At 64.7% G+C, this 12,565-nt stretch carries 13 protein-coding genes; 6 read left to right on the top strand and 7 right to left on the bottom strand.

The window, feature by feature from the left end; genetic code table 11:
* Positions 1-19: 19 nt before the first annotated feature.
* Positions 20-1,138 carry a Gfo/Idh/MocA family protein gene (locus BLT40_RS08105; protein WP_079522634.1) on the top strand — a complete coding sequence of 373 codons (1,119 nt, stop codon included), beginning with the start codon at positions 20-22 and terminating at the stop codon, positions 1,136-1,138.
* 35 nt (positions 1,139-1,173) lie between these two features.
* Here the strand turns inward: BLT40_RS08105 and BLT40_RS08110 are convergent, their stop codons facing one another.
* Positions 1,174-2,205 carry a LacI family DNA-binding transcriptional regulator gene (locus tag BLT40_RS08110; RefSeq protein ID WP_217699787.1) on the bottom strand — a complete coding sequence of 344 codons (1,032 nt, stop codon included), beginning with the start codon at positions 2,203-2,205 and terminating at the stop codon, positions 1,174-1,176.
* Between the two features lie 43 nt (positions 2,206-2,248).
* Positions 2,249-2,728: a hypothetical protein gene (locus BLT40_RS08115; RefSeq protein ID WP_143025854.1), complete on the bottom strand. Its 480-nt coding sequence runs from the start codon at positions 2,726-2,728 to the stop codon at positions 2,249-2,251.
* A 175-nt stretch (positions 2,729-2,903) separates the two neighbouring features.
* Between BLT40_RS08115 and BLT40_RS08120 the strand changes: the two genes are divergently transcribed.
* Positions 2,904-3,329, top strand: coding sequence for a DUF4879 domain-containing protein (locus BLT40_RS08120; protein WP_090352625.1), 426 nt, complete (start codon positions 2,904-2,906; stop codon positions 3,327-3,329).
* A gap of 70 nt (positions 3,330-3,399) precedes the next feature.
* On the opposite strand, the gene BLT40_RS08125 is transcribed toward BLT40_RS08120, so the two are convergent.
* The 3 genes from BLT40_RS08125 to BLT40_RS08135 form a co-directional block, all read right to left on the bottom strand.
* Entirely contained in the window at positions 3,400-6,084 is a 2,685-nt protein-coding gene (locus BLT40_RS08125) for a M1 family metallopeptidase (RefSeq protein WP_043695643.1), read from the bottom strand.
* Positions 6,085-6,263: 179 nt separating this feature from the next.
* Entirely contained in the window at positions 6,264-6,806 is a 543-nt protein-coding gene (locus BLT40_RS08130; RefSeq protein WP_043695646.1) for a carboxymuconolactone decarboxylase family protein, read from the bottom strand.
* A 260-nt stretch (positions 6,807-7,066) separates the two neighbouring features.
* Positions 7,067-7,615: a peroxiredoxin gene (locus BLT40_RS08135; protein WP_079522639.1), complete on the bottom strand. Its 549-nt coding sequence runs from the start codon at positions 7,613-7,615 to the stop codon at positions 7,067-7,069.
* A gap of 153 nt (positions 7,616-7,768) precedes the next feature.
* Here BLT40_RS08135 and oxyR point away from each other — a divergent pair, with 153 nt between their 5' ends.
* Both oxyR and BLT40_RS08145 read left to right on the top strand, forming a co-directional pair.
* On the top strand, positions 7,769-8,728 hold the full coding sequence (oxyR, locus tag BLT40_RS08140) for a DNA-binding transcriptional regulator OxyR (protein WP_090352626.1): 960 nt from the start codon (positions 7,769-7,771) through the stop codon (positions 8,726-8,728).
* Between the two features lie 12 nt (positions 8,729-8,740).
* Positions 8,741-9,346: a hypothetical protein gene (locus tag BLT40_RS08145; protein WP_090352627.1), complete on the top strand. Its 606-nt coding sequence runs from the start codon at positions 8,741-8,743 to the stop codon at positions 9,344-9,346.
* 9 nt (positions 9,347-9,355) lie between these two features.
* Here the strand turns inward: BLT40_RS08145 and BLT40_RS08150 are convergent, their stop codons facing one another.
* Both BLT40_RS08150 and BLT40_RS08155 read right to left on the bottom strand, forming a co-directional pair.
* Entirely contained in the window at positions 9,356-9,874 is a 519-nt protein-coding gene (locus tag BLT40_RS08150; protein ID WP_090352628.1) for an adenine phosphoribosyltransferase, read from the bottom strand.
* Positions 9,875-9,904: 30 nt separating this feature from the next.
* The gene (locus tag BLT40_RS08155; RefSeq protein ID WP_036110680.1) at positions 9,905-10,180 is read right to left on the bottom strand and encodes a putative signal transducing protein; all 276 of its coding nucleotides are present in this window, start codon (positions 10,178-10,180) and stop codon (positions 9,905-9,907) included.
* 100 nt (positions 10,181-10,280) lie between these two features.
* Here BLT40_RS08155 and BLT40_RS08160 point away from each other — a divergent pair, with 100 nt between their 5' ends.
* A complete protein-coding gene (locus tag BLT40_RS08160; RefSeq protein WP_090352629.1) occupies positions 10,281-12,008 on the top strand; it encodes a glutamine--tRNA ligase/YqeY domain fusion protein in 1,728 nt (575 codons plus the stop codon).
* Positions 12,008-12,565 (top strand): nucleoside deaminase, encoded by a 558-nt coding sequence (locus tag BLT40_RS08165; RefSeq protein ID WP_090352630.1) that lies wholly within the window; start codon positions 12,008-12,010, stop codon positions 12,563-12,565. Before BLT40_RS08160 ends, BLT40_RS08165 begins: the two co-directional genes overlap by 1 nt.

The following is a 12,565-nucleotide window of genomic DNA, read 5'->3' on the forward strand; positions in this document are numbered from 1 at the left end:
AACCCCGGAAGACCATGCCATGAGCGAGCTGAGGATCGGATTGATCGGCGCCGGTTACATGGGTAAAGCGCACACGCTGGCGTTCCACAGCGTGGCGGCGACTTTCGAACCGACGCTGCGACCGATCTGCGAGATGCTGGCGACCTCGACCGCCGCGGGGGCCGCCGAACACGCCGCCCGCTGGGGGTGGAGGCGATCCACCGGCGACTGGCGGGAACTCGTTGACGATCCGGCGGTGGATGCCGTGGTGATCGCCACGCCACCGCGCACCCATCTCGACATGGTGATGGCCTGTGTCGCGGCGGGAAAACCGATCTTCTGCGAGAAACCACTCGGTGCCAGTGCGGAGCAATCCCTCGCCATGACCGAAGCGGTCGAGAAGGCCGGCCTGGCGAACATGGTCGGTTTCAACTACATCCGCACGCCGGCCAGTCAGCTCGCCCGGCAGATCGTCGCTTCGGGCGAGATCGGCGATGTCATTCAGATCAGTGCCGAGCATGTTGAGGACTATCTGCACGATCCCTCGCTGCCAGCCTCATGGCGCACGCGCATCGCCACGGGAACCGAAGCCGGCGCCCTGGGCGATGTCGCCACGCATATCGTCAACGCCTGCCTGCGCCTCGTCGGTCCGATCGCCAGCCTGGTGGCGGACACACGCATCGTCCAGCCGACCCGGGCCGGAGCACATGGTCCCGAAGCCGTGGAGAACGATGACCTTGGCCAGATGCTGTTGCGCTTCGCCAACGGAGCCACCGGCAGCATCAGCTTCAGTCGCATGGCCGCGGGACGAAAGATGGGCTACACGTATCGCATCACCGGTACCCGCGGTGCGATCGCCTTCGATCAGGAAGACCAGAACGCGTTGTGGCTGTATGACGCCTCGCGTGACCCGGCTCGCCGAGGCTTTCAGAAGCTGCTGATGGGACCGGCGCACCCGGATTACCTGGCTTTCAATCAGGGCGTCGGCCACGGCACCGGATACAACGAACAGATCGTGATCGAGGCGCGGGATTTTCTGCAGGCGGTGGCGACGGGCGATGCCGTGTGGCCGACGTTTCGCGATGGGTATGAGGTGGATAAGGTGATCGCGGCGGCGCTGGTGTCGAACCGTGAGAGGCGGTGGGTCGATGTGGGGTGAGTTCTCGGCTGCCGGGGTCGCGCGCAGGCGCGCTTCTACAGCTTGGCGGCCTTGCGGAGGCTGTTCCGTTGGACGAGCTCGCAGGAAAATAGTTTGCTGCGCGGGATCGTCTCGGGGTTTTCCATCCAGGCGACGATGCGTTCGATGGCGTGCAGCACCATGTCGCGAATGGGCTGTCGAACCGTGGTCAACGAATAGGACGCCCACGCCGCCAGCGGCATGTCGTCGAACCCGACGATGCTGATGTCCTCCGGCACGCTCAAGCCACGCTCACGACACGCGTCGATGGCACCAAGCGCCAGCACGTCGTCCGCACAGAAAACCCCATCGATGGCCGCACCTCCATCGAGCAACGCGTGCATCGCCTTGCGGCCGTGCTCGTGGCTGTAGTCGCCCGCATGGATGCTCTCCAGCAGAAGACCTCCCGCCGCGGACGCGAAACCGTTACCGCGATCCAGCGTCGACGCATCGTGCGCGGAGCCGCCGATAAACGCCAGCCGGACCAGGCCGCGTTCGCGCATCGTCTCCGCTACCATCCGCCCGCCCGCCTCGTTGTCCACCGTCACCACCGGAACGGGCGACGAACGCCCTGGCCGGCCGAAGACATGCAGCACGGGCAGCCCCGCCTCGCGACATGAGGCCGCGAAGCCCGCTGGCGGTGCGGAGGTCGCAATCAGCACGGCATCCACGTTGTACTGGCGCACCATGTCGATGGCTGCCCTGCCATCTTCGTCCTCACCGAGGTTCGCCAGCAGCGGGCGAAGGCCCCTCGCCTGCAGCTCACGGGTGAACAGGTCGAAGACCTCCATGAAGGTCGGGTTGGCGAAATGATTCGATACCAGCCCGATCAGCTCGGTGCGGCCGGTCATAAGGCTGCGCGCTAAATGATTGGGGCGATACCCCAGTCGCGTCGCCGCCTCGGTCACACGTTCGCGCGTCCTGGCGGAGACACTGGCACCTGGGGTGAACGTCCGGGAGACGGCGGAAATCGACACGCCGGCGGCTTCGGCGACATCGCGAGCGGTGGCCGAGATGGGACGTGGCGATGGGATGGTCCGCTGTGACATGGTGCAAGATTAGCGCATGACGCGGCCAACACGCCGACGTAGATCACACCGTCACGGAGATGCGTGCCGACGCCTGTTCCATCAGGCTCATGCGGGCTGCGAGCCCTTCATAGAAAACCGCAGCCGTATCGTAGCCGTTACGACGGTCGAAGCTGGCGATGCCTTCGATCGTCCCTTTAAGATCGATGGGCGAATCGGCCCGCTCGGTATACCACTCCCCAGGGATCGAACTTCCCAGTGCGGAGGCATCGCCAATATCGATCGTGCCATTTTTGAGGTTTTCGTCGAGGTAGGCCTGAAGCTGCCGCGGCGTGATGCGTGAGAAATCGATGCGCGCGACGTTGCCGGGCGCCGATGGCGACTCAACGATCCGAGGTGAACATTTTGCGGGCACCGCTATGGACTGGGTGGCCGAAAGATACGAATTCGCTACTGGCGCTGAGACGTGCATGCCGATGTCCTCTTTTGAGAGAGGACCAAGCAAAGCAAAACCGCGGGAATGCTGCCAGCCATCAACAGCCAAGAGAGACGAAACCTTTCGCACGATCGATCTGTTCGCTTACGAAGAAGACGAAGACAGGAAAAGACGAGGACGATCGAGACTCACCCTACGAAAGAATCCTTAGTCCCTGATGTGTGATGCGCGGCGTCGTTCATAACAATGAGGACCCTGAAACTGGTATTCGTGGAGATCCTCGATGAAAGCAGACGTGCTCGCTGCAGCAGCCTTTTTTATGTTATCGACGCAAGCCTTCGCACAAGGAAACAATCTCTCCCGCGCTTTCGTATCGTCCGTCACCTCGAGTAAGGGAGGCTTCGAAGACACATCGGGGAGATCGTCGACCACCCGTGATCACGGAGGAACGTCGATGCTCATCAGAACGGATGACATAGGTTACGGGAAACACGCTCAAGCGCGATTGCTGGGCAGTCCCTTGCGTGAGGTTCAGACGCATGCGTTGTGCAAGGTCAACGGACGAACGGCGCTCTGCAACGGCCGCGGCACCGTCATCGGCTACCGTCGTACCTGGGAGGCGAGTGGCCGGGAAGGTGGGAACTTCGAGTACATGGTGATACCGAACGGCGTCGGCGCGCCTGTGCGCGTGAGCTTCCAGATTCGCTGAGGCATCCCGGACAACAAAAAAGCCGGGCGATCGCTCGCCCGGCCTTCGATACATCACCGACAAAGATCGATCAGCGCGTGATCGTCTTCGGGTCCTGCTTGGCCTTCAACGCCGCGCAGAGCAGCGTCTGCTCGCTGGTCTGCGCCAGACCACGCTCCGCGCCGCTGACCTGCCCCAGACGCGGCTTGAAGAACGCGTCCAGACGGTCGGCTTCCTCCTTCGAGCAGCTGCCACCGGCTGCCATCTCCGGCAGCCTGCCGCCGGCGAAGCTGCCCGTGCGGGCGACGATCTTGTCGTAGTTCGCGGTGAACCACTTCCACAGATCGTTACGGGTCGCTTCCGTGGCGCGACCGCCACGAAGGATGGACGCCATCTCACCGACCTTGACGTCCTTGCCGAGCGAGAAGTCACGTGCCTTGTTGGCCAGCACGGGATCCTTGGTCGACGCGAGCGCGGACAGCATCGCATTGCGCTTGGCCGGGTCCGACGTCTTCGGGATCTCGGCGATCAGCGCGTCGATCGCGGGAGCGCCACGCTCCTGCACCGCCACGCCGAGGGCATCGGCCAGCAGGTCGGGATCGGCCGCTTCGAGATCGAGATGACCGTCCTTGCTCTTCAGAGCCGCATCGCCCTGCTTGAGCAGTTCGGCACGCACCGACTTCTCGGCGATGTCGTCGTCGCCCAGGAAGCCGACCAACGCGGAACGGGTGAGCGTGTCGTTGTCGGGCTCGCCGGGCTTCTTGCGGAAGCCGAGGCTCTGCACCTTGGGCAGATAGGCGTCGATCGCCCACTTGCGCAGATGCGCACGCTGCGCATCCGTCGACGCTTCGTTGTTGAAGATCCAGCTGAACGTCATCAGCGGTGCGGTGAACACCTCGCGGGTCTTCGACGCGGTCAGCGGCTTCATGGCGGCAAGGACGTCGCCGGCATCGAGATCGCCGTGCTGGAACGCCGCACGGACGGCATCCGCATAGGCCAGCTGCTCGGCGTCGCTCAGCGTACCGACTACCTTGGTCAGCGCGGCGAGATCGGCCTTGCTCTGGGCGAAGCGGTAATAGCCGCGACCGTCGGCATTGGGCAGCACCCACGTGTTCTTCGTCGCGCCATCGAGCACCATCGTGCCGGTGGCCTGGTCGAGCAGTTCGCACTTGACCTTGTTCGCACCACCCGTGGTGCCGTAACGGACGCACATCGGCACGCCCCAGACGCGGCTCGCGTCGCCGGTGCTGCCGAGCGGCAGGTAACGGCTCTGCGCCAGATGCAACACGGTCTTGCCGCCTTCGACCTTCACTTCCGTCGTGACATACGGCACGCCGGACTGGTCGAGGAAGCTACGGAAGGCCTTCTTGAACGCATCGCCCTGACCGGCCGCCTCGGCGATGGCATCGATCAGATCGTCGGCCGTGGCGTTGGCGAACTTGTGCTTCTGGATATAGGCACGCATGCCCTTCTGGAAGACCGGGTCGGTGACATAACCCTCGAACATGCCGAGTACGGCCGCACCCTTCTGGTAGGTGATACCGTCGAACGCGGTCTCGATGTCGCCATTGCCGGTGATCGGCTGACGGATCTTTCGCGCGCTGACCAGGCTGTCGTTGTTCATCGCGCCCTCGGCACCACGCACGCGATCGAGGTCGGCGCGGTATTCCGGGTGCACCTTGGTCGTGACCTTCTGCTGCATCCACGTGGCGAAGGCCTCGTTGAGCCAGAGGTCGTCCCACCAGGCCATGGTCACGGTGTCGCCGGTCCACTGATGGGCCAGCTCGTGCGCGTTGACGTTGAACGAACCGCGTACGTACTGAGCGGCGGAATCCGGATCGATCAGCAGCAGCCAGTCGCGGAACGTGACCAGCCCGGCGTTCTCCATCGCGCCCGCACTGAAGTCCGGTGCGGCCAGCAGGTCGAGCTTGTCGTACGGGTAGCCGAAACCGTAGTAATCCTCGAGCGTGTGGATGATCGAGCTGGTCTCGCCCAGCACGTGCTCCATGCGGTGGCCCTCGCCTTTGGCGGCGATGCCGCGCAGCGGGGTGGCGGTGGTGCGGTACTGGGTCGGCGAGATGTCCGGGCCCTTGACCACATCCCACGGACCGACGGCGAACGCGACGAGGTACGTCGGCAGCGGCTTGGTGGTGGAGAAGGTCAGCGTCTTCCAGCCGGCGCCGGCTTTTTCTTCCTTGATCTGGGCGGTATTGGCGACGCCCTGTTCGTCGGAGGGGATGGTCAGGCTGATGTCGAACGGCACCTTGAACGAGGGCTCGTCGAAACCGGGGAACGCGTAGCGCGCGGAGACCGGCTCCATCTGCGTCATCGCGTACGGCACACCTTCGTGCGAGACCTTGTACAGACCCTGCAACTGCTTGTTGAGCGGCGCGGTGAATTCGATGGCGAGGGTGATCTCGCCTTCGAGCTTCGCACCGAGATCCACACGGGCGACACCTTCCTTCTCCGCGGCCACGGTGTATTTGCCCGTGTGCTTCTTGCCGGCGGCGTCGGTGACGGTGACCCTGGAGACCTTCAGCTCCTTGCCGTGCAGCCAGACGAAGTCCGACGGCTGCGTCAGCTTGATCCTGATGGTCGACGAACCGGCATAGTCTTCCTGCCTGGGGTCGACCTTGAAGGAGAGCTTGTAGCTTTCAGGCTGGGCCCAGGTGGGAAGATGGCCGGTGGGCGGCGCGGCGTCCGTGCCGGCGGCGAGCGCAGCGCCACAGCAGGCGGCAAGCGCGGTGAGAACGAGAGGGCGGACGAGACGACGCATGGCGGGTGGGACTCCCCTGTGGGTAATCCCCCATCCTGGGAACAGGGGTGACCTTCGACACAGTGCCAGAAGGCACCCCTCGCTCGCTGCGGCGCGTCAGAAACCGGCGGCGTGCCCTCTTGGCGAAAAGAAAAGGCCGCGTTAAGCGGCCTTTCGGGGTCACAGTCGTCCGCCTCGGATCAGCCGGCGGCTTCCGCCTGCTCGAGCACCACGCCCACGGCGTGAATCACCGACGCGATACGCACGGCGCTCTGAATCGCCTGAACGGAAACCCCACCGTCGCGCAGCACCTTGTCGTGAGAATCGATGCACATGCCGCAGCCGTTGACGGCCGACACCGCCAGCGAGACGAGCTCGAAGTCGTTCTTCGCATCGCCCTTGTACGCACCGATGACGTTCATGCGCAGCTTCGCCGGGATGGTCGCGTATTCCGGGTGGCTGACCAGATGCTGGAAGCGGTAATAGATGTTGTTCATGCCCATGATCGCGGCCGAACCCTTGGCGGCGGTCAGCTGCTCGGCCGACGCGTGCTCGGCGGCGAACGACGCGACGGCTTCGGTCAGCGGCTTGTAGCGCGTCGAGAACGCGGCGCCGAGGGCGACCATGGAGATCTGGGCGAGATTGAGGCCCGGGGCGCCCGCTTCGCTCAACACGGAGTCGAGATTGAGCTTGAGGTCCTTGGCGTACTCGGGAAGCTGGCTGCGAAGATCGGCAATGCTCATCGGTGTGCTCCTGATCGTAATGAAAGACGTGCGGATAGGTCGCGGAATAGCTCGGAGCGCGGGCACCGGTTCACGCGGGGCGCGCCGAAGGCACGCCGCAAAGAATTCGGGAAGTAACGAAAAGAGCGTGTAGGAGCGCGCCATGCGCGCGACCCGAGGTCATCGCGAGCACGCATCGCACAAGGTGCGCTCCTACACAGGGTGCCCGCGCCGCGCGGGGGAGGGAGGGAAGCGGCGCGGGACTTTCAACGCTTGGTGCTTCAGGCGACCTTGAGGGTCTCGTCGCCGGACTTCCAGTTGCAGGCGCACAGTTCGTCGGTCTGCAGGGCGTCGAGGACGCGCAACACTTCGTCCGGGTTACGGCCGACCGAGCCGGCGGTGACGTAGGCGAACTGGATTTCGTTGTTCGGATCGACAAGGAACGTGGCGCGCTGGGCAACGCCGTCCGCCGTCAGGATGCCGAGGGCCGAAGTCAGGTCCTTCTTGATGTCCGCCAGCATCGGGAACGTCAGGTCCTTCAGGTCGGCGTGGTCCATGCGCCAGGCGCGGTGGACGAACTCGGAGTCGGTCGACACGGCCAGGATCTGGCAGTCACGGTCGGCGAACTTCTCGTTCAGGTCGCTGAAACCCTTGATTTCGGTCGGGCAGACGAAGGTGAAGTCCTTCGGGTAGAAGAAAACGAGCTTCCACTTGCCCTCGTACGACTTGTCCGAGATGGTCGTGAACGCGTCTTCGATCTTGTTGGCAAGCGGGCCGCCGTCGACAGCCAGCAGGTTGAACTCGGGGAACTTATCGCCAATGGTCAGCATGTTACGACTCTCCGTTGAGGGTGGTTGAAGTCATTGCGCGCTTGGTGACGCGACTGAACACTAAGGTTAGCGGGGCCGAACAGATATCTCAAATCGATTGTAGGCATCAATGTGATAGGCTGCGGCTATTAAGAACGTCCTGAGCCCGCCGCTATGAATCTGCGAGACCTTCAGTATCTCGTCGCCCTCGCCGAGTACCGCCACTTTGGCCGGGCCGCGGAGGCTAGCTTTGTCAGCCAGCCCACGCTATCCACTCAGATCCGCAAGCTCGAAGACGAACTGGGCGTCGCGCTGGTCGAGCGCACCCCCCGAAAAGTACTGCTTACGGAGACCGGCGGTGAGATCGCCCGTCGCGCGCGCGGCGTGCTGTCGCAGATCGATGAGATCAAGTCCATCGCCCAGCGAACCCGCGACCCGGAGTCGGGCACGATCCGCCTGGGCATCTTCCCCACCCTGGGTCCTTATCTGCTTCCGCACGTGATTCCTCAGCTACGGGCGCGTTTCCCGCGGCTCGAACTTCTCCTGCGCGAGGAAAAGACCGAGCAGGTGCTGCACATGCTGCGCGAGGGCACCCTCGACGCCGGGATACTCGCCCTGCCCGTCCACGACGACTCCCTGCACGTCGAGTTCCTTTTCGAGGAGCCCTTCGTGCTTGCCGTGCCCAGCGGGCATGCGCTGGCCGGGCGCGTCGCCCTGCGTATGGACGATCTTTCCGATCAGAACCTGCTGCTGCTGGAGGATGGGCATTGCCTGCGCGATCAGGCGCTGGAGGTGTGCCACCTCGCGGGCGCGGGCGAGAAAACCGGCTTCCGCGCGACCAGTCTGGAAACGCTTCGCCAGATGGTGTCCGCCAACGTCGGCATCACGCTGCTCCCGGCGCTGGCCGTCCAGGCGCCCGTCGCCCAGTCGCCGAACGTCGACCTGATCGCCTTCGAGGCCCCCGCGCCGAGCCGCCGGATCGCCATGCTGTGGCGCAAGAGTTCGGCCATGACGCCGTTCTTCGAAGCGCTGGCGGGGATCGTCCGCGACCTGCCCGCCGACCTCTTTCATCCGCGAGGGACGGGGGCGCGTCAACCGGACGGCCGCCTGGCCGTTGCCTCTCCATCTCTCTGACGGTTTCGCCGCATGCGTGTTTGGCTCGTCCTTCTGCTGATCATCTGTGGCTGGGGCGGCTATGCCTGGTGGCGGCATCGTCCCGTGCATGACGCCCCTGGCATCGTCGCGGGCGACATACCCGATCAGGAAGCGCTGGGCTCGGGCACCCTGCTCAAGCGCGGACGCTTCACGCTCACGCCGCGCGCGAAATTCTCGATGAGCGGGCGCGTCCTGTCTCGCGAGGATTACCAGCTGGACGATCTCGCGCCCATCGCGCCTACGGACCTCGCCCTGGGCTGGGGGCGCATGTCGGACAATGCCGTACTGGACAAGATCCGCATCTCGCAGTCGAACCGGTTCTACTTCTGGTACACCGACCACTTCCCGATCCCGCGCCGCGAGATCGAGGATTCCAGCGCCAACATGCACATGATCCCGGCTAACGACAATGCCGCCCGGGAACTGCGCGATGTACGCCCCGGCGAGGTTGTCCACTTCGAAGGCTTCCTCGTCGACGTCGATCGCGACGATGGGTGGCACTGGAATACCTCACTGACCCGCGAGGACACCGGCGCGGGCGGCTGCGAAATCGTGCTCGTCGAAGATCTGCGCGAAGAGAAGCCGGCGAGCCCCTGATCGCGGTCCTCAGGACCCGATCAGGGCATGCAAAGGAGCGTCACTTATCCATTTGGCCCGACCGTTCAGGCCTGCCAGCTCGATGACGACGCTGGCGCCCCGCACTTCGGCGCCGAGCCGTTCGACCAGCCGACGCGCGGCCTCCAGGGTGCCACCCGTCGCCAGCACGTCGTCCACCACGATGACTCTCTCGCCCGGCGACAAGGCCTGCGTACCGATCTCAAGGCGGTCCATCCCGTACTCGAGTCCGTAGTCGAGGCCCACCACCGGCGGTGGCAGCTTGCCGGCTTTCCGGATGGGGACAAATCCGGCATCCAGTGCCCGGGCCATGGCGGCGCCGAAGATGAAGCCACGCGACTCGATGCCACAGACAGCGCCGATGCCCTGGCCACGCCAGGGTTCACAGAGCGCGTCGATGCATGCGGCGAAGGCGGTGGCATCGGCCAGCAGCGGCGTGATGTCCTTGAACATGATGCCGGGACGCGGAAAATCCGGGACGTCCCGGACGAGGTGGGAAATGAACGACATGGAGCTTTCCTGAAGAAGGGGGGCGGCGGCTCAGGCCGGCAGGATAACGCTGTCGTCGAGATCGTCGTCGGCGGCCACGCTGGCGCGAGCTTCCACGAGCTGCCTGTCGATCGCGCGAACGATGCTCCCGGCGGCCTCGGTCGCCGCGTCGGGCACCATGACGGCGACGAAATCGCGCGCCGGGAGCTGACCCACCGCCCCGGTGAGGAACTCGCCCGCGATGAACGCCGGGATACCCGCGTGCTCGAGCGCGTCCTTCACGAGGTGGGCGTCGATCAGGGTCTCGGCGTGGTAAGCGATGCGCATGGGCCCAAGCTACCCCGCGCCGTGCCCCGACGGCAAGCGTCGCGGGCCCAACAAAGGTAAACTCGGACGTTTGCCGCGCCCTTCTTTCCGAGCCTAAGCGATGTCGACCGAAACGCCCGTCCTGCAGCAGAACTTCATCCGCCAGATCGTTCGCGACGACCTGGCATCCGGCAAGCACGCGGCTGTCCGCACGCGCTTCCCGCCGGAGCCCAATGGCTATCTGCACCTGGGTCACGCGAAGTCGATCTGCCTGAACTTCGGTCTCGCCACCGACTACACGGGCGTCTGCAACCTGCGCTTCGACGACACCAACCCCTCCAAGGAGGACGTCGAGTACGTCGAGGCCATCCAGCGCGACGTCAGGTGGCTCGGCTTCGAGTGGGCCGAACTGCGTCACGCCTCGGACTACTTCGAGGTGTTCTACCGTTCGGCGCTGAAGCTGATTCGCAAGGGAGTCGCCTATGTCGACGACCTTTCCGCGGACGAGGTGCGCGAATACCGCGGCACCCTCACCGAGCCCGGCCGCAACTCGCCGTTCCGCGACCGCTCCATCGAGGAAAACCTCGATCTGTTCCAGCGCATGCGCGCCGGTGAATTCGCCGATGGCAGCAAGACGCTGCGCGCGAAGATCGACATGGCCTCGGGCAACATCAACCTGCGCGACCCGGCGCTCTACCGCGTGCGCAAGGTACACCATCAGAATACCGGCGACGCCTGGCCGATCTACCCGATGTACGACTTCGCGCATTCCTTGTCGGACGCGCTCGAAGGCATCACGCATTCGCTGTGCACGCTGGAATTCGAAGACCATCGTCCGCTTTACGACTGGTGCGTCGACCACGTCGATCTGGCCAACGATGCGGCGCTCTGGCAGCCGCTGGTCGACGCCGGCCTGCCGACGAGCCCGAGCAAGCCGCGCCAGATCGAGTTCTCCCGTGGCAATCTGAATTACACGGTGATGAGCAAGCGCAAGCTGATCACGCTGGTGACCGAAAATCTGGTGGACGGGTGGGACGATCCACGCCTGCCGACCATCGCGGGCGTGCGTCGCCGCGGCTTTACGCCCGCCGGCATCCGCCTGTTCTGGGAACGCATCGGCGTGAGCAAGCAGAACAGCACGATCGACATGAGCGTGCTCGAAGGCGCCGTGCGTGAAGACCTCGACGTGACCGCGGCGCGGCGCCTGGCCGTGATCGATCCGGTCAAGCTCGTCATCACTAACCTCGATGCCGCGCATGCGGAGTCGCTCACCTTCCCGAATCATCCGAAGGACGAATCGTTCGGCAGCCGCAGCGTGCCGTTTTCGCGCGAGCTGTGGATCGAGCGCGAGGATTTCGCTGAAGTCCCGCCCAAGGGATTCCATCGTCTGAAGCCCGACGGCGAAGTGCGCCTGCGCGGCGTCGGTATCGTCCGTTGCGACGAGATGATCAAGGACGCGGACGGCACCATCACCGAACTGCGCTGCACGCTCGATCTCGAGTCGCGCACCGGCATGCCGGGCGCGGATCGCAAGGTCAAGGGCACGATCCACTGGGTGAGCGCACGCGATGCCGTCCCGGCCGTGGTGCGTCTGTACGACCGCCTGTTCGATGTTACCGATCCGGACGACGACAGCGACGGCAAGACGTACAAGGACCATATCAACCCGAACTCGCGACGGATCGTGCATGCCTATGTCGAACCCGCCGCGGCCGCTGCCGCGCGGGAGGACCGCGTGCAGTTCGAACGACTGGGTTTCTTCGTGGCCGATATGCACGACCACACGCAGGACGCGCCGGTATTCAACCGCATCGTCACCCTGCGCGATTCCTGGGCGAAGCAGGCCTGATGCTGTACGCACAGGTCCATCTCACCCTGCCCGCCTGGGTCCACGAAGCGGTCGACACGTCGATGACGTACGCCGGTGACGAGGCCAAGGTCGGCCTCGCCATCGAGCTGTCGTCGCGTAACGTGGATCTCGCCACCGGCGGCCCGTTCGGTGCCGCTGTGTTCGATGGCAACGACCGGATCGTCTCCATCGGCGTCAACCGGGTCGTGCCGCATAGCTGCTCCGTCGCACACGCGGAAATGATGGCGTACATGACGGCTCAGCAGCGGATGCAGCGTTTCCGCCTCAACGAGGACGGCTCACGCTTCGTGCTCGCCACCAGTTCGCAGCCCTGCTGCCAGTGCTACGGCGCCACCGTGTGGGCGGGCGTCGATGTCTTGCTGATCGGCGCGCGATCCGCGGACGTCGAGGAACTCACGCCATTCGACGAAGGCCCCCTGCCCGCCGACTGGATCGGTGAACTGGAGCGCCGCGGCATCGCCGTGCGCCGGGACATCCGCCGCGACGAAGCTCGCGACGTCCTGCGCCGTTATGGCGAATCCGGCGTCGCCTACTGA

The sequence above is a fragment of the Dyella sp. 333MFSha genome (assembly GCF_900102405.1).
GTDB classification, from domain to species: Bacteria; Pseudomonadota; Gammaproteobacteria; order Xanthomonadales; family Rhodanobacteraceae; genus Luteibacter; species Luteibacter mycovicinus.

Bases quoted from the DNA above. Each gene is read 5' to 3' on its own strand.
- BLT40_RS08105 (WP_079522634.1), top strand. From the start codon at position 20: ATGAGCGAGCTGAGGATCGGATTGATCGGCGCCGGTTACATGGGTAAA.
- BLT40_RS08110 (WP_217699787.1), bottom strand. From the start codon at position 2,205: ATGTCACAGCGGACCATCCCATCGCCACGTCCCATCTCGGCCACCGCT.
- BLT40_RS08120 (WP_090352625.1), top strand. From the start codon at position 2,904: ATGAAAGCAGACGTGCTCGCTGCAGCAGCCTTTTTTATGTTATCGACG.
- BLT40_RS08125 (WP_043695643.1), bottom strand. From the start codon at position 6,084: ATGCGTCGTCTCGTCCGCCCTCTCGTTCTCACCGCGCTTGCCGCCTGC.
- BLT40_RS08130 (WP_043695646.1), bottom strand. From the start codon at position 6,806: ATGAGCATTGCCGATCTTCGCAGCCAGCTTCCCGAGTACGCCAAGGAC.
- BLT40_RS08135 (WP_079522639.1), bottom strand. From the start codon at position 7,615: ATGCTGACCATTGGCGATAAGTTCCCCGAGTTCAACCTGCTGGCTGTC.
- oxyR (WP_090352626.1), top strand. From the start codon at position 7,769: ATGAATCTGCGAGACCTTCAGTATCTCGTCGCCCTCGCCGAGTACCGC.
- BLT40_RS08145 (WP_090352627.1), top strand. From the start codon at position 8,741: ATGCGTGTTTGGCTCGTCCTTCTGCTGATCATCTGTGGCTGGGGCGGC.
- BLT40_RS08150 (WP_090352628.1), bottom strand. From the start codon at position 9,874: ATGTCGTTCATTTCCCACCTCGTCCGGGACGTCCCGGATTTTCCGCGT.
- BLT40_RS08155 (WP_036110680.1), bottom strand. From the start codon at position 10,180: ATGCGCATCGCTTACCACGCCGAGACCCTGATCGACGCCCACCTCGTG.
- BLT40_RS08160 (WP_090352629.1), top strand. From the start codon at position 10,281: ATGTCGACCGAAACGCCCGTCCTGCAGCAGAACTTCATCCGCCAGATC.
- BLT40_RS08165 (WP_090352630.1), top strand. From the start codon at position 12,008: ATGCTGTACGCACAGGTCCATCTCACCCTGCCCGCCTGGGTCCACGAA.